The organism is Pseudomonas sp. PDM01 (assembly GCF_014852325.1).
Taxonomy (GTDB): domain Bacteria; phylum Pseudomonadota; class Gammaproteobacteria; order Pseudomonadales; family Pseudomonadaceae; genus Aquipseudomonas; species Aquipseudomonas migulae.
In genome coordinates this window covers 586,647-603,430 of the sequence record NZ_JACVBK010000003.1, presented here as the reverse complement: position 1 = coordinate 603,430, position 16,784 = coordinate 586,647, and the positions used below count along the sequence as shown (strand labels likewise).

The following is a 16,784-nucleotide window of genomic DNA, read 5'->3' as shown; positions in this document are numbered from 1 at the left end:
AACATGTGGTGGAGCAACGGCAAGTCACGGATTACCAAAGGCGCACGAGCGCTGGCCTCTCCAATGATCATGTCCCTGGAACCGCGAATGCTGTTCGACGGCGCGGTCGCGGCCACGGTGGCCGATAGCGCCCAGGCTGACAGCCACACCACGGCCGACGCGGCCAAGCCGCCCGTTGCGGAAAAACCGGTCGCCAGCCAGGACACCCACGGCCAGGCCGATGCCACGCCCGCCGTGGCGCCCGTTGCTGTGCCGGGACAGAGCGTGGTGTTCGTCGATTCCCGGGTCAAGGATGCCGACAGCCTGCTCAAAGGTGTGGCGCCCGGTACTCAGGTGGTTCAACTCGATGCCACCAAGGACGGCTTGCAGCAGATTGCCGATTACCTGGACACCCATCAGGGCATCAGCTCGGTGCAGATCATCGCCCACGGTAATGCGGGCGATCTGTGGCTGGGGAACAGTTACCTGTCTGCCGACAACGTCGCGGCCCGCAGCGCGGTGCTGGCGGAAATCGGCAAGGACATGAACGTCGGCGGCGACATCCTGATCTACGGCTGCTACACCGCCGAGGGTGAACGGGGTTTGAACTTCGTCGATTCCCTGGCGCAATTGACCGGCCGTGATGTAGCGGCGTCCAGCAACCGTACCGGCGTGGGTGGCGACTGGGATCTGGAGATCGCCACCGGCAATATCGAAAGCGCCAACGTGCTGTCGAAAATGGCCATGAGCGACTATCAGTGGGGCCTGGCGAGCTGGACGGCCACCAACAACGCCAACACCGGCGTGGGCTCGTTGCGTGCCGCCATCGCTTCGGCGCAGAACGGCGATACCGTCACTTTCAGCACCGGCATGACGGTGCAGTTGACCTCCGAACTGCTGATCAACAAGAACATCATCGTTGATGGCGACTTGAACAACGACGGTGTGGCGGATGTGACTCTCGACGGTCAGTACAGGACCCGGGTGATTGAAATTGCGGCGGGCAAAACCGTGACGCTCGATGGTCTGGTGATCACCCGTGGGCTGGTGTCGGGCACGGGCGGCAACGGTGGCTACGGCGCCACGGGCGCGATGGCCGGGGGGATTTTCAACGCAGGGGTCCTGACGCTGAACAACGTGACCGTGACCTCAAACGCCGCTTCTGGCGGCGGTGGCGGCGGCGGTGTCACGGGGGCGTTTTACGGTGGTGGCGGTGGCGGCGGTGGTGGTCTGGGCGGCCAGGGTGGCGGGCACGGCGGTTCGGCCGGGCCCGGCACCGGCACGTTGGGCGGCCAGGCGGGCAGCGGTGGCGTTGGTGGTTACGGCGGCGGTTACGACGCGACCCACATGGGCGGTCGCGGCGGCAGCAGTACTGGCGGGGCTGGCGGCGTGGGCGTTTCCTACTACAGCAACGGCGGTAACGGTGCGACGGCCACCAATGGCACGATTTCCATTGGCGGCGGTGGCGGCGGCGCCGGTTGGGACAAGGTCGGTGGCGCCGGCGGCAACGCGGCGGGCGGGATCTACAACGCGAGCTCCGGCGTTATCACCATCATCGGCACGTCGAACATTACCAACAACATCGGTGCCGGTGGTGGCGGCGGCGGTGGTGGTGGCCAAGGCAGCAACGCCTCCAACGGCGGCATCGGCGGCCGGGGCGTCGGTGCGATCTGGAACAAGGGCACATTGCTGATCACCGCCGCCAACTTCGCGGCCCTGGCCGGTAATGCCGCGGGCAGCGGTGCCGGTGGTACTGCGCAGGGCGGGGGGACAATTGGCACCTCGCCGACCGCCGTGGCGGCAATCTACAACGACGGCGGGATACTCAACACCGCCTACGCACCGCCGCCGACCGCAACCATTGTGGTCGCAGATACCACGTTGAGCATCGGCGAAACGAGCCTGGTGACCATCACCTTCTCCGAAGCGGTGACCGGTTTCACCAACGCGGACCTGACCATCGCCAACGGCACCTTGAGCGCAGTGAGCAGCAGCGACGGCGGTATCACCTGGACGGCAACGTTCACGCCAACCGCCAGTATTTCCGACACGACCAACGTCATCACCCTCGACAATACCGGGGTGATCAACGGCCTGGGTACTGCTGGCGTCGGCACCACCAATTCCAATAACTACGTCGTCGATACCGCTCGCCCGACCGCCACCGTCGTATTTACCGACACGGCGCTCAAAGCCGGCGAAACCTCGCTGGTGACCATCACCTTCAACGAGGCGGTGACCGGTTTAACCAACGCCGACCTGACGATTGCCAACGGCACCTTGACGGCGGTGAGCAGCAGCGATGGCGGCATCACCTGGACGGCCACGTTCACTCCGACGGCCAGCATTACTGACTCGACCAACCTGATCACCCTGGACAACACAGGTGTCAGCGACCTGGCGGGCAACGCCGGCAGCGGCACCACCGACTCGAACAACTACGCCATTGATACCGTGCGTCCGACCGCGACCATCGTCGTGGCCGACACAGCGCTGAGCATCGGCGAAACCTCGTTGGTGACGTTCACCTTCAGCGAAGCAGTCAGCGGTTTCACCAACGCCGACCTGACCATCGCCAACGGCACATTGACGGCGGTGAGCAGCAGCGACGGCGGCATCACCTGGACTGCAACCTTCACCCCGAACACCAGCATCAATGACACGACCAACCTGATCGTCCTGAACAACACCGGCATCAGCGACCTGTCGGGCAACGCCGGCAGCGGCACCACCGATTCCAACAATTACGCCATTGATACCGTGCGTCCTACCGCGACCATCGTGGTGGCCGACAATGCACTGAAAATCGGCGAAACCTCGCTGGTGACCATCACCTTCGCCGAGGCGGTGAGCGGTTTCAGCAACGCCGACCTGACCATCGCCAACGGTACGCTGACGGCAGTGAGCAGCAGCGACGGCGGCATCACCTGGACGGCGACCTTCACCCCGACCAGCGCTATCACCGACAGCACCAACCTGATCACCCTGGACAACACGGGTGTCAGCGACCTGTCGGGCAACGCGGGCAGCGGCACCACCGACTCCAACAACTACGCCATCGACACCGTGCGGCCAACGGCAACCATCGTCGTGGCGGACACTTCGCTGAGGATAGGTGAAACCTCGCTGGTGACCATCACCTTCAGTGAAGCTGTCAGTGGTTTGACCAACGCGGACCTGACGATTGCCAACGGCACCTTGAGCGCCGTCAGCAGCAGCGATGGCGGCATCACCTGGACCGCGACCTTCACGCCGAGCGCCAGCATCAACGACACGACCAACCTGATCACCCTGGACAACACCGGCATCAGCGACCTGTCGGGCAACGCCGGCAGCGGCACGACCGATTCCAATAATTACGCCATCGACACCGTGCGTCCGACCGCCACGATTGTGCTGGCCGATACTTCACTGACCGCCGGCGAAACCTCGCTGGTGACCATCACATTCAGCGAGGCGGTCAGCGGTTTCACCAATGCGGACCTGAGCATCGCCAACGGCACCTTGAGCGCGGTGAGCAGCAGCGACGGCGGCATCACCTGGACCGCGACCTTCACGCCAACGGTAGGTGTGAACGATGCGACCAACGTCATCACCCTGAACAATACCGGTGTGGCCGACCTCTCCGGCAACACAGGCAGCGGGACTACCAACTCCGGTAACTACACGATTGATACCGTGGCACCGACAGCCACCATTGTCGTCGCCGACACCGCACTGAGAATCGGCGAAACCTCGCTGGTGACCATCACGTTCTCCGAGGCCGTGACCGGTTTCAGCAACGCCGACCTGACGATTGCCAACGGTACCTTGAGCGCGGTGAGCAGCAGCGACGGCGGCATTACCTGGACCGCCACCTTCACGCCAACCGTCAGCATCACCGATGCGACCAACCTGATCATCCTGGACAATAGCGGCGTGCAGGGGGGCAGCAGCGGCAACGTGGGCATCGGCACCAGCAATTCGAACAACTACGCCATCGACACCGTGCGTCCGACAGCAACCGTCGTCGTGGCGGATACTGCGCTGAGGATCGGTGAAACCTCACTGGTGACGATCACCTTCAGCGAGGCGGTCACTGGTTTCACCAACGCGGACCTGACGATTGCCAACGGCACCTTGAGCGCGGTCAGCAGCAGCGATGGCGGCATCACCTGGACCGCGACCTTCACGCCGAGCGCCAGCATCAACGACACGACCAACCTGATCACCCTGGACAACACCGGCATCAGCGACCTGTCGGGCAACGCCGGCAGCGGCACCACCGATTCCAATAATTACGCCATCGACACAGTCCGGCCTACCGCGACCATCGTCGTGGCCGACCCAACCCTGACCGCCGGCGAAACCTCGCTGGTGACCATCACCTTCAGCGAGGCGGTCAGCGGTTTCACCAACGCCGACCTGAGCATCGCCAACGGCACCTTGAGCGCGGTGAGCAGCAGCGACGGCGGCATCACCTGGACCGCGACCTTCACGCCAACAGTGGGTGTGAACGATGCGACCAACGTCATCACCCTGAACAATACCGGTGTGGCCGACCTCTCCGGCAACACAGGCAGCGGCACCACCAACTCCGGTAACTACACGATTGATACCGTGATTCCGACGGCCACCATTATCATTGCCGACAACGCGCTGAAAATCGGCGAAACGTCCCTGGTGACCATCACGTTCTCCGAGGCCGTGACCGGTTTCAGCAACGCCGACCTGACCATCGCCAACGGCACCTTGACGGCGGTGAGCAGCAGCGATGGCGGCATCACCTGGACGGCGACCTTCACCCCGACCAGCGCCATCACCGACAGCACCAACCTGATCACGCTGGACAACAGCGGTGTACAAAACGGCTCGGGCAACACCGGCATCGGCAGCACCGACTCCAACAACTACGCCATCGACACCGTGCGCCCGACGGCGACGATCATTGTGACTGACCCCTCGCTGGCGGTGGGTCAAACCTCGCTGGTGACGATCACCTTCAGCGAGGCGGTCACTGGCTTCACCAACGCCGACCTGACGATTGCCAACGGCACCTTGAGCGCGGTCAGCAGCAGCGACGGCGGCATCACCTGGACGGCCACTTTCACGCCGAGCGCGAGCATCAACGATGCGACCAACCTCATTACGCTGAACAACACGGGGATCGCGGATCTGGCCGGTAACTCGGGCTCAGGCACCACCGATTCCAACAACTACACCATCGACACAGCCCGGCCCACCGCGACCATTGTGGTCGCCGACAGCACCCTCAGCGCAGGCGAAACCACGCTGGTTACCATCACCTTCAGCGAAGCCGTGAACGGTTTCGACAACAGTGACCTGAGCATCCCCAACGGTACGTTGAGCGCGGTGAGCAGCAGCGATGGCGGCATCACCTGGACCGCCACGTTCACACCGACGGTTGGCATCAAGGACACCAGCAACCTCATCACCCTGAACAACACCGGGGTCACCGACATCGCCGGTAACACGGGCAGCGGAACCACCAACTCGGCGAACTTCACGATCGACACTGTGCTGCCGACAGCCACCATTGTGGTCTCCGACACGGCGCTGAAGGCGGGTGAAACCGCTACGGTGACCATCACCTTCAGCGAGGCGGTGAGCGGTTTCTCCAACGCCGACCTGACGATTGCAAATGGCACGCTCAGCAACGTGTCTTCGGGCGATGGCGGTGTCACCTGGACGGCAACGTTCACCCCGACGTCGAGCATCACCGACACCAGCAACCTGATCACCCTCGACAACACCGGCGTGGCCAACGCCTCGGGCAACAGCGGCGTGGGCACCACCGACTCCAACAATTTCGCCATCGACACCGCGCTGCCGACCGCCACCATCGTGGTTGCCGACAACCGCCTGGGCATTGGCGAAACCACCACGGTGACCATCACCTTCAGTGAAGCGGTGAGTGGATTCGATCTGTCGGACATCAGCGTGGCCAACGCTGTGCTGTCGAACCTGACCAGCAGCGACGGCGGTATCACCTGGACCGCGACCCTGACGCCGACCGCCGGCATCAACGATGCGACCAACCTGATCGTGCTCGACACCGGCACCTTGCAGGACCTCGCGGGGAATGCCGGCGCGAGCATCGCTATTTCCAACAACTACGCCCTGGACGTAACCCGGCCAACGGTGAGCATCGTGGTCGCCAACCCGAGCATGGCTGCCGGCCAGAGCACGGTGGTGACGTTTACCTTCAGCGAGGCCGTGAGTGATTTCGACTTGTCGGACCTGAGCGTGACCAACGGCGACTTGTCCAACCTGAGCAGCAGCGACGGCGGCAAGACCTGGACCGCGACCTTCACGCCAACTGCCAATGTCAGTGACCCGAGCAACTTCATCGCCCTCGACACGAGCAATGTCACCGACCTGGCGGGTAACGCGGGGGCCACCGTGTCGGTCTCCAACAACTACGCGATAGGCGTCGTGGCACCGACGCCGGTGCCGGCTACGGTGCAGGTGACCCCGGATCCGGAGTTCCTCAGCAGCGACCCGGTGACCGTGACCGATCAACCGAACGTGCCACTGCAACCGATCATCTTCACTCCACCTACCGGTGATCTGGGCTCGCCGCTGACGTTTGCTCCGTTGTTCGAGAGCCGGGTGATCGGCAATGGCATCCGGCCGTTGGGCGACATCTTCATGAACAACGGCGCGCTGGCGCAGAGTTTCATCGCGCAGGTGTTCAGCAGCAGCGACAGCGGCGGTGAAGGTGCAGGCCACGGCTTCCTTGGTTTCGGTGGTGGCGATGGCGGGGTTTTCAGCACCAGCACGTTGTCGAGTCTGTTTAATCAGGAGTCCGGTAACGAGCGAGACTCGCTGAGTTCCTTTGGCAACCATTCGATCAAGGCCGGTGATGTTTCACAGGGGCTGCGCGGCGTGTTTGGCGCGCCGAGCCTCGTCCAGCAATTGCAACAGCTCAAAGACACCGAGCAACGGCAGGTCAACGACCTGGCCGCTGCTTTGAAACAGGCCGGCATCAGCGAAATGCAGGCCTGAAATACTTAAAGCAGTGCGTCACCCAGGGGCAGTCAAGGATGAAGAGAAGTCAGCAGTTGTTTGTCGCCAGTCTGCTCGCGTTGGCGATCAGTGGATGTGCCGTCAAAAGTGAACCGATCGAACGCAGCGTCAGCGAACAGCGCGCCCGAAGCGATCTGCAAAGCATGTACAAGGGTCAGGAACCGCTCAGCGGTCCGCTGACCCTGCATCAGGCCATGGCCCGCGCGGTGAAGTACAACCTCGAAGGCCGGCTCAAGATCATGGAAGAGGCATTGGCCAAGCGCCAACTCGACCTCGCCAGTTTCGACATGCTGCCGCGCATGGCGCTGGACGCCGGTTATGTCGGCCGCAACAACGTCAGCGCCTCCAGCAGCCAGAGCGTGCGGACCGGCACCCAGTCGTTGGAACCGTCGACTTCACAGGACCGCGATCGTGAAGTGGCAGACCTGACCATGGTCTGGAACGTGCTCGATTTCGGCGTCAGTTACATCAGCGCCAAGCAACAGGGCGACCAGCGGCTGATCGTTCAGGAACGCCGGCGCAAAGTGATCAACACCATCGTTCAGGACGTGCGCTCGGCCTATTGGCGAGCCATGGCCGCCGAGCGCTTGCTCAAGCAGATCGACAGCCTCATGTCCCGGGTCGAGACCGCGCGCGGAAACAGCCAGAGCATGAGCCAGCAGCGCATCGGCGATCCGATCCAGGCATTGGGATATCAACGCTCGCTGATCGAAGCCACGCGCCAACTCGAAGAACAGCGCCGCGCCCTGTCGCTGGCGAAAACCGAACTGGCGACCCTGATCAATCTGCCGCTGGGCACCGAACTGACCCTGGCGACCCAGGACGACTACGTCATCCCGGAACTCAAGGTTGACCTCGCCAGCCTGGAGCAGGAAGCCCTGACCAGCCGCCCGGAACTGCGTGAGCAGGATTACCAGAGCCGCATCAGCGCCGCCGAAACCCGCAAAGCCATGCTGCGTCTGCTGCCGGGGCTGGAGTTCTCCGCTGGCGGGCATTACGACAGCAACTCCTTCCTGGTGGAGCAGGGTTGGGCCGACTACGGCGTGAAGGTGACCTGGAACCTGTTCAACGTGATCTCGGCACCGGCGGCGATCAACGTCGCCAAGGCCGGTGAAGAAGTGGCTACGGCGCGCCGTCAGGCCATGTCGATTGCGGTGCTGGCGCAGCTCTATGTGGCCAACGCCAACTACCGCGAGGCGCTGCGGCAATTCAAGACCAATCAGCAACTGTCGGACATTGACGGGCAGATTGTCGGCCAACTGCGCAATCGCTATCAGGCGGCGGGGCTGGGCGAACTGGACTTGATTCAGGGCGAGTTGAATACCTTGCAGGCCGATCTGCGCCGCGACCTGTCGTACGCCGATCTGCGCAACGCGTACGGGCAGATTTTTGCCAGCGCGGGGCTCGATCCGCTGCCGGACCAGGTGCAGTCCACCGAAGTCCAGTCCATCGCCACCGCGTTGGCCAATCGCGAATCAGCGTGGGCGGCGGGCGACATCACGGTGCCGGTGACGCATGTCCAGACTCAATAACCTGCAGGCGCCGACGGCGAGCATCAGCCGGGCACAACGTGAAGCCCGCAACGGCCATCGCGGCACGGTGATTTTGCTGACCGGTTTGCCGGCAGCGGGGAAGTCGACCCTGGCCCAGGCGCTGCACGCCGAATTGTTCGAACGCGGCGTGCAGAGCGTCGTGCTCGACGGCGATGGGCTGCGGGTCGGGCTCAATCGTGATCTGGGTTTTGCTGACAGCGATCGCCAGGAAAATATTCGCCGTGCCAGCGAAGTGGCGGCATTGCTGGTGGAGAACGGGCACATCGTGATTCTGGCGATGATCGCGCCGTTGCTGGAGTTACGTGAGTTATTTGCCACGCGTCTGGGCGAGGATTACCGCGAAGTCTGGTGCAGCGCATCACTGGCGGTGTGCGAGCGGCGTGACCCCAAAGGTCATTACGCCCGCGCACGTCGCGGTGATTTGGCCGGGTTTACCGGGGTTTCCGCGCCTTATGAACCGCCCCCGTCCGCTGCGCTGGTACTCGACACCGGGGCGCAGTCGGTCGAGGCCTGTCTCGACCGTTTACTGACCTGGCTCGGCGAGTGCGCCGTGTTGCCCAAAGGCTGATTGTTCAAGGTTTCGACAAATCCGCCATGCCCTTGAGCAGCTCGATGGGCAGTGGAAAAACGATGGTCGAACTCTTGTCCCCGGCAATCGAACTCAGGGTCTGCATGTACCGCAATTGCATGGCGCCCGGCTGACGGCCAAGCATTTCGGCGGCCTGCATGAGTTTTTCCGAGGCTTGCAATTCGCCTTCGGCGTGGATGACCTTGGCCCGACGTTCCCGCTCGGCTTCGGCCTGCTTGGCGATGGCGCGGACCATCGATTCGTTGAGGTCTACGTGCTTGATTTCGACGTTGGCGACCTTGATGCCCCAGGCGTCGGTCTGCGCATCGAGCACTTGCTGGATATCGATGTTCAGCCGTTCGCGCTCGGCCAGCAGTTCATCGAGTTCGTGTTTACCGAGCACCGCGCGCAAGGTGGTCTGGGCCAGTTGACTGGTGGCCATCAGGAAATCTTCGACCTGGATGATCGCCTTCTGCGGGTCGAGCACGCGGAAGTACAGCACTGCATTGACCTTGACCGAAACGTTGTCGCGGGTGATCACGTCTTGAGGTGGCACGTCGAGCACCACGGTACGCAAGTCGACGCGGACCATTTGCTGGACCACCGGAATCAACAGGATCAGGCCGGGGCCTTTGACTTGCCAGAAACGACCGAGCTGGAACACCACCCCGCGCTCGTATTCGCGCAGGATGCGAAAAGTCGATCCCGCCAGTGCAATCACCAACAGCAGCAGCGCGGCAAAACCCAGTTGCAGGCCCATGGTTATTCTCCATCCGGCGCCGCGTCAGCCGCGGCCACTTTCAGCACTAATCCCTTGCGTGCCACCACCCGGACCTGTTGCCCGGGTTGCAGTGGCGTGGCGCTGAGTACTTGCCACTTTTCGCCTTGCAGATGCACCCAGCCGTTGCAGGCATTGCCGGGCTGCAACGACATCACCGGGGCCACGCTGCCCACCAGTCCGGCATCGCCACTGACGATTTGGCGCGGTCGGGTTTTCAGGGCGTGGATCACCAGGAAGATCAACAACAACGCGCTGATCAGCCCCAGGCCGATCATCAATGGCACAGGCACTTCGGTGTTGCTCAGGATCACCGCGCCGATGACGAACATCACAATCCCGCCCAACCCGATCACGCCGTAGTTGGGCAAGGCGGCTTCGGCGATCAGGAACGCGATGCCGAATGTGATCAGCCAGATTCCGATGGGGTTGGGAATCAGCACGATTGTGTCCGCCGCGAACGCCGACCCGCTCAGGGCCAACAGTAATGCGACTGCACAGCAACGAATGTTCACTTGACCCTCCTTATAGGAGCGAGTCTGTTCCGGGCGGCGTTCCGACGATGAACCTGAGAGCGCCTCACCCATCCGTTCAGTCCGCGTTCCCGCTGGTGCCCATCGCTAAATACAGTCTAGTCGAGCTGAGGGTTGTACGAATTTTGTACAGATGTCGACGGTGTTCCGGCGGGCAGATTTCCCACGCGAAGACGCCCGCGGGCCTAGACTTTTCAATGGTGAGAACAGGTTTATTCATTGTCCGTGAACGTTGTTGCGGACACCGAGGTGCATCATGCGTATGGCAAGAACCATGCAGCGCAGCCTGGAAAAGGCGCACTGCGAATTTGACATCGTTACCCACCCACACTCGGCCAGCAGCCTTGAAACGGCGCGGGTCGCGGGCATTCCTGCCGAACGGGTGGCCAAGTCGGTGATCCTCGACGACCACCACGGTCATTTCCTGATGGCCGTGCTGCCGGCGAGTCGTCACCTGGACCTGAGCAAAGTGCGCAGCAGCGGCGAGTGGCAGATCACCCGGGAAAGCACCCTGGCGCATCTGTTCGAAGACTGCGAACGCGGCGCGGTGCCGGCGTTGGGTGAGTCCTATGGCCTGGACATGGTCATCGACCCCTTGCTGACCCGGCAGAACGACATCTATCTGGAGGCCGGCAACCACAACAACCTGCTGCACATGAGCGTGCCGGAGTTCCTGAAAATGGTGCCGCATGCCGAGGTGCGGGAGTTGAGTAGTTGAGTTTTGCGGCGACAGTGACACCGCCTTCGCGGGCAAGCCTCGCTCCTACAGGATTACGCAGTCCTTTGTAGGAGCGAGGCTTACCCGCGATTGACTGCGCAGCAGTCACCCATCATTTGCCATAAAAAAGGAGCTAGACATGGAATCCCCAACCCACAGCCTCCCTTCCCTGTTCAAACAACTCGGCCTGCCCGATGACGCCGAAAGCATCGATAAATTCATCGCCACCCATTCACCGCTCAAGCCTGAACTGCATTTGGCCGACGCCTTTTTCTGGAGCCCGAGCCAGGCGCAGTTTTTGCGCGACGACATTCTGGATGACGCGGATTGGGCGGAGGTGGTGGATCAACTGGATGTGTTGCTGAGGAAAGGGCGAGGCGGTTAAAAACCGATCATCTTCCTAAAAATTGTTTCAAAACTTGACCAACTTTCCCCTCAAATGACATATTGATAGTTAGCAAACTAACAGTGTGTCTTTCCGCTCGTGCCAAAAAAACTCGACGCTCTCCAGATGAACATCAGCAGCTCCATGGTGGTGGCCGCCCGGCATTGGCGGAAGATCTGCCAGACCACGCTGGTCAACTATGGAATTTCCGAAGCCTGTGCCGTTCCGTTGTTGATGATCGGGCGGTTGGGTGAGGGCGTGCGGCAGGTGACGGTGGCGCAGGCGGCCGGGATGGAGAGCCCTTCGCTGGTGCGGCTGCTCGATCAGTTGTGTCATGCCGGCTACGTTCGTCGCACCGAAGATGCCCATGACCGCCGCGCCAAATGCCTGAGCCTGACCGACACCGGTCGGGAATTGGTGCAGGCCGTCGAAATCGAGTTGGTGCGCTTGCGTAATGAAGTGCTGGAAGGCATCGCCCCGAGTGATCTGGAGGCCGCGTTGCGGGTATTGAAAGCGTTTGAGGCGGCCAACGCTCCGTCGGTGGTGAACCCTTGAGCGGATTTTTTACCGGCGTTCCCCCGGCGCGGGACTGGTTCTACGGCGTGCGCACTTTCGCGGCGTCGATGATCGCGCTGTACATCGCCATGCTCATGCAGATGCCGCGTCCGTATTGGGCGATGGCCACGGTCTACATCGTTTCCAGTCCGTTTGTCGGCCCCACCAGTTCCAAGGCGTTGTACCGCGCGGTCGGTACGTTTCTGGGTGCGGCGGCGGCAGTTTTTTTCGTGCCGATGTTTGTTCAGAGCCCCTATGTGCTGGTGGTCGTTATCGCGCTGTGGACCGGGATTCTGCTGTTCCTGTCGTTGCACCTGCGTACCGCCAACAGCTACGCGTTGATGCTTGCCGGTTACACCCTGCCGCTGATCGCCTTGCCGGTGGTGGATAACCCGTTGGCGGTGTGGGATGTCGCTGAAGCGCGGACTGAAGAGATCTTCCTCGGCATCGCCGTCGCGGCGGTGGTCGGCGCGATGTTCTGGCCGCGGCGGCTGGCGCCGGTGTTCAACGATTCGGTGAACAAATGGTTTGCCGATGCCTCGACCTACAGCCTGCGATTCCTCAGCCGCAACGTGCAGCCGGACGAAGTCAGCGCGCTGCGCTCGTCGATGGTCGCGACCTTCAACACGCTGGAATTGATGATCGGCCAATTGCCGCACGAAGGCGCGCGCCCGCAAACCGTGCGCAATACCAAGGAACTGCGCGGCCGAATGATTCATCTGCTGCCGGTGATCGACGCGCTCGATGACGCGCTTTACGCCCTTGAGCGGCGCACGCCGGAGCTTGTGGATAAGTTCGCGCCATTACTGGCCGCCACCACCGAATGGCTCAACCACAAAGATGCCGACCTCGCTCGCTGGCAAGCGCTGAAAGATCAACTCGAAGCGCTGCAACCCACTGCCGAAGCGCTGGATGATCGCAAGCAATTGCTGTTCTCCAACGCGCTGTACCGTCTCGGCGAATGGGTCGATTTGTGGCAAGACTGCCGCAGCCTGCAATACGCCATACAGTGCGAAAGCCAGGACAGTTGGCGCGCGGTGTACCGGCATTGGCGCCTCGGTCGCCTGTCACCGTTTCTCGACCGTGGGCTGATGTTTTATTCGGCGGCGTCCACGGTCACCGCGATCATTGTCGCCTCGGTGTTGTGGATTCTGCTCGGCTGGACCGACGGCGGCAGCGCGGTGATTCTGGCGGCGGTGGCGTGCAGCTTCTTCGCGTCGATGGACGACCCGGCGCCGCAGATTTACCGGTTCTTCTTCTGGACGGCGATGTCGGTGCTGTTCGCCAGTCTTTATCTGTTCCTGGTGCTGCCTAACCTGCATGATTTTCCGATGCTGGTGCTGGCGTTCGCCGTGCCGTTCATTTGCATCGGCACCCTGACGGTCAAGCCGCAGTTTTACCTGGGCATGCTGCTGACGCTGGTCAACACCTCGTCCTTCATCAGCATCCAGGGCGCTTACGACGCGGACTTCCTCAGCTTCGCCAATTCCAACCTGGCCGGCCCGGTCGGTTTGCTGTTTGCGTTTGTCTGGACCCTGATCGCCCGGCCGTTCGGAGCAGAACTGGCGGCCAAGCGCCTGACCCGTTTCAGTTGGCGCGACATTGTCAGCCTCACCGAGCCGGCCTCCCTGGCCGAGCATCGCCGCTTGGGTGTGCAGGTGCTCGACCGTTTGATGCAGCATTTGCCGCGCCTGGCCATGACTGGCCAGGACACCGGCATCGCGTTGCGCGAAGTGCGCGTGGCCTTGAACTTGCTCGACTTGCTGGCCTACACGCCGCGAGTGTTCGGCGTACCGCAGACATTGCTGCACCAAGTGGTGGCCGAGGTCGGCGAGTATTTCAAAGCCTGCCTCAAGGCTGGCGAACGTTTGTCGGCGCCCAGTGCGTTGTTGATGACCATGGACCGCGCGCGCCGTGCCCTGAACCGCGAATGCGATGACGGCGCCCGTCTGCACCTGCTGCACGCCCTAAGCGGCTTGCGTCTGGCCTTGCTGCCCGGTGTGGAATTCCTCGGCACCGGTGACCTCGAAGAACCGCTTCCCCATGGCATCGATGGAGCGCCTTTATGATCGGTGATCTGGATATCAGCGGGGTGTTCCTGCCCACGCTGCTGGTGCTGATGGGCATTACCTATGTGATTTACCTGCTGGTGCACGGGTTGCTGACGCGCCTGCACTTTTACCGTCTGGTCTGGCACCGGGCATTGTTCAACGTGGCTCTCTACGCCTTGCTGCTCGGCGCCGTGGACTCACTCAGTCGATACCTGATGACATGAAAAAACCTTTTCTGACCCTTGGTCGCGTGGTCCTGACCCTGCTGATCGTGACCTTCGCCGTTGTCGTGGTCTGGCGCATGGTGATGTATTACATGTTCGCGCCGTGGACCCGCGACGGGCACATTCGCGCCGACATCGTGCAGATCGCCCCGGACGTGTCCGGGCTGATTCAGCAAGTGGACGTGCGCGACAACCAGTTGGTCAAACGCGGCCAGGTGCTGTTCAGCATCGATCAGGACCGTTTCAAACTCGCCCTGCGCCAAGCCAAAGCAGCGGTCGCCGACCGTCAGGAAACCCTGGCGCAAGCGCAACGCGAAGCCAAGCGTAACCGTGGCCTCGGCAATCTGGTGCCGGGCGAGCAACTGGAAGAAAGCCAATCACGAGTCGCCCGCGCCGAAGTGGCGCTGATGGAAGCGCAAGTGGCAGTGGACAGCGCCCAGCTCAACCTCGACCGCTCGACCATCCGCAGCCCGGTGGATGGCTACGTCAACGACCGTGCGCCGCGTGCGCAGGAATTCGTCACCGCCGGGCGCCCGGTGTTGTCGGTGGTGGACAGCAATTCCTTTCACATCGACGGCTATTTCGAAGAAACCAAACTGGACGGCATCCACGTTGGCCAGAGCGTCGACATTCGCGTGATCGGCGACCGCGCTCGCCTGCGCGGCCATGTGGAAAGCATCGTCGCCGGCATCGAAGACCGTGACCGCAGCAGCGGCAGCAACCTGCTGCCCAACGTCAACCCGGCGTTCAGCTGGGTGCGGCTGGCGCAACGGATTCCGGTGCGGATCGCCTTCGATGACGTACCGGCGGATTTCCGCATGATTGCCGGGCGCACCGCGACGGTTTCGATCATCGACGGCCAGCAGCAGGAGCCGGCCAAATGAGCAGGGCCTCGGGTTTGGCGATTGCCGGATTGAGTTTGTTGCTGTCGGCGTGCCAGACGGTCGGGCCGGATTATCAACTGCCGGAAGAGGCCGCTGTTCACCGCGAAGATTTTCAGGGCGAACTGGCCGTGGACGGCAAACCGGTGGTCTCGGCGCCGGTGCCCGCCGATTGGTGGCGGCTGTATCAGGACCCTCGGCTCAATCAACTGGTCCAGCAAGCGTTGGCGTCCAACACCGATCTGCGTGTGGCGGCAGCCAGCCTGCTGCGAGCTCGCGCGCAGGTCGATGAAGCCGAGGCCGCCGGTGGCTGGAGCGGTGGCATAAAAATGGGCGCCGAGCGTTTGCAGGAGTCCGGCGAAGCGTTCCTGTTGCCCGAGAAAGTGCCGGTGGCCAACATCGGTGATATCGGCATCAGCGCTTCATACCAGTTCGATCTGTTCGGCACGCTCAAGCGCGGCATCGAAGCGGCCAAGGCCAATGCCGATGCGACCCAGGCCGCCGCCGATACCGCACGTATCACCTTGGTGGCCGATGTGGTGCGCGCCTACACCCAAGTGTGTGCGGCTAATGAAGAGCGGGAAATTGCCCAGCACTCCCTCGACCTGCAATCGCAGAGCACCACACTGATCCAGCGTCTGCGCGACGCCGGTCGAGGTGATGAAACCCAGGTCACCCGTTCGCAAACCCAATTCAAGTCCCTGCGCGCCGAGATGCCGCGCTACGAGGCTGCGCACCAGGCCGGGCTGTTCCGTCTGTCGATGCTGCTGGCCAAACCGGTCGATCAATTGCCGGCCGGCACCTCCAGTTGCGCGCAGCTGCCGAAAATCGCGCAATTGGTGCCGGTGGGCGATGGCGCCTCACTGCTCAAGCGTCGCCCCGATATCCGCCAGGCTGAACGTCGGCTGGCCGCTGCGACGGCCGGTATCGGCGTCGCCACCGGTGAGCTGTACCCGGACATCCGCATCGGCGCGACCATCGGCACCGTCGGCATTCTGGAAAACCTCGGCGAGCCTTCGACCAATCGTTGGGGCTTCGGCCCGTCGCTGAGCTGGAGCGTGCCGACCAACGGGGCCCGGGCGCGAATCCGCGAAGCTGAAGCCGTGACCCAGGCAACACTGGCGCATTTCGATGGCGTGGTGCTCAACGCCATACGTGAAACCCAGACCAGCCTGGCGCAGTACTCGGCGTTGTTGCAGCGTCGAGAAGCCCTGGCGGACGCCGAACAATCGGCGAAGCTGGCTGCCGACCAGACGCACCGTTTCTTCCAGGCCGGCCGCGAGTCGTTCCTGGCCGACCTGCAGGCGACCCGCACCTACACCGACGTCACGGCACAACTGGCCGCCGCCAACACTCAGGTTGCGTTGAGCCAGATCGATCTGTTCCTGGCGCTGGGCGGCGGCTGGGAAAGCGGACGAACGCAAGGCTCGAATACCGGCAAACCCTGAGGCCGTTGCTATGCTTTGACTTGATGAGGTCGCGCGTCGAACTCATCAATCAAGGCTCGCGTTGGTCATGGGGATTCCAACA

The 16,784-nt window shown here is 62.4% G+C and carries 12 protein-coding genes; 10 read left to right on the top strand and 2 right to left on the bottom strand.

Going from position 1 to position 16,784, the window contains the following annotated elements:
- Positions 1–3 precede the first annotated feature (3 nt).
- Genes IB246_RS10605 through cysC form a run of 3 tightly spaced genes read left to right on the top strand, consistent with a single transcriptional unit; the run spans position 4 to position 9,129 of the window.
- On the top strand, positions 4–6,987 hold the full coding sequence (locus tag IB246_RS10605; protein WP_008039655.1) for an Ig-like domain-containing protein: 6,984 nt from the start codon (positions 4–6) through the stop codon (positions 6,985–6,987).
- 38 nt (positions 6,988–7,025) lie between these two features.
- Positions 7,026–8,540: a TolC family protein gene (locus tag IB246_RS10600; RefSeq protein ID WP_008034717.1), complete on the top strand. Its 1,515-nt coding sequence runs from the start codon at positions 7,026–7,028 to the stop codon at positions 8,538–8,540.
- Positions 8,524–9,129, top strand: coding sequence for an adenylyl-sulfate kinase (cysC, locus tag IB246_RS10595; RefSeq protein WP_008039663.1), 606 nt, complete (start codon positions 8,524–8,526; stop codon positions 9,127–9,129). The genes IB246_RS10600 and cysC overlap by 17 nt, the downstream gene beginning before the upstream one ends.
- A gap of 4 nt (positions 9,130–9,133) precedes the next feature.
- On the opposite strand, the gene IB246_RS10590 is transcribed toward cysC, so the two are convergent.
- A complete protein-coding gene (locus IB246_RS10590) occupies positions 9,134–9,889 on the bottom strand; it encodes a slipin family protein (protein WP_008034707.1) in 756 nt (251 codons plus the stop codon).
- Between the two features lie 2 nt (positions 9,890–9,891).
- Complete coding sequence (locus tag IB246_RS10585) at positions 9,892–10,422, bottom strand: NfeD family protein (RefSeq protein WP_032829178.1); 531 nt, start codon at positions 10,420–10,422, stop codon at positions 9,892–9,894.
- A gap of 274 nt (positions 10,423–10,696) precedes the next feature.
- On the opposite strand from IB246_RS10585, the gene IB246_RS10580 reads away from it, so the two are divergent.
- The 7 genes from IB246_RS10580 (at position 10,697) to IB246_RS10550 (ending at position 16,702) form a co-directional block, all read left to right on the top strand.
- On the top strand, positions 10,697–11,158 hold the full coding sequence (locus tag IB246_RS10580) for an aminoacyl-tRNA deacylase (RefSeq protein WP_008039666.1): 462 nt from the start codon (positions 10,697–10,699) through the stop codon (positions 11,156–11,158).
- A 139-nt stretch (positions 11,159–11,297) separates the two neighbouring features.
- Positions 11,298–11,543 carry a DUF2789 domain-containing protein gene (locus IB246_RS10575; protein WP_008039667.1) on the top strand — a complete coding sequence of 82 codons (246 nt, stop codon included), beginning with the start codon at positions 11,298–11,300 and terminating at the stop codon, positions 11,541–11,543.
- Between the two features lie 126 nt (positions 11,544–11,669).
- Complete coding sequence (locus tag IB246_RS10570) at positions 11,670–12,098, top strand: MarR family winged helix-turn-helix transcriptional regulator (protein ID WP_008034693.1); 429 nt, start codon at positions 11,670–11,672, stop codon at positions 12,096–12,098.
- Entirely contained in the window at positions 12,095–14,167 is a 2,073-nt protein-coding gene (locus IB246_RS10565; RefSeq protein WP_008039669.1) for an FUSC family protein, read from the top strand. Before IB246_RS10570 ends, IB246_RS10565 begins: the two co-directional genes overlap by 4 nt.
- Positions 14,164–14,373, top strand: a complete 210-nt coding sequence (locus IB246_RS10560; protein ID WP_008034684.1) for a DUF1656 domain-containing protein — start codon at positions 14,164–14,166, stop codon at positions 14,371–14,373. The genes IB246_RS10565 and IB246_RS10560 overlap by 4 nt, the downstream gene beginning before the upstream one ends.
- Positions 14,370–15,257 (top strand): HlyD family secretion protein, encoded by an 888-nt coding sequence (locus tag IB246_RS10555; protein ID WP_008039670.1) that lies wholly within the window; start codon positions 14,370–14,372, stop codon positions 15,255–15,257. The genes IB246_RS10560 and IB246_RS10555 overlap by 4 nt, the downstream gene beginning before the upstream one ends.
- Complete coding sequence (locus IB246_RS10550) at positions 15,254–16,702, top strand: efflux transporter outer membrane subunit (protein WP_008039673.1); 1,449 nt, start codon at positions 15,254–15,256, stop codon at positions 16,700–16,702. Before IB246_RS10555 ends, IB246_RS10550 begins: the two co-directional genes overlap by 4 nt.
- Positions 16,703–16,784 lie beyond the last annotated feature (82 nt).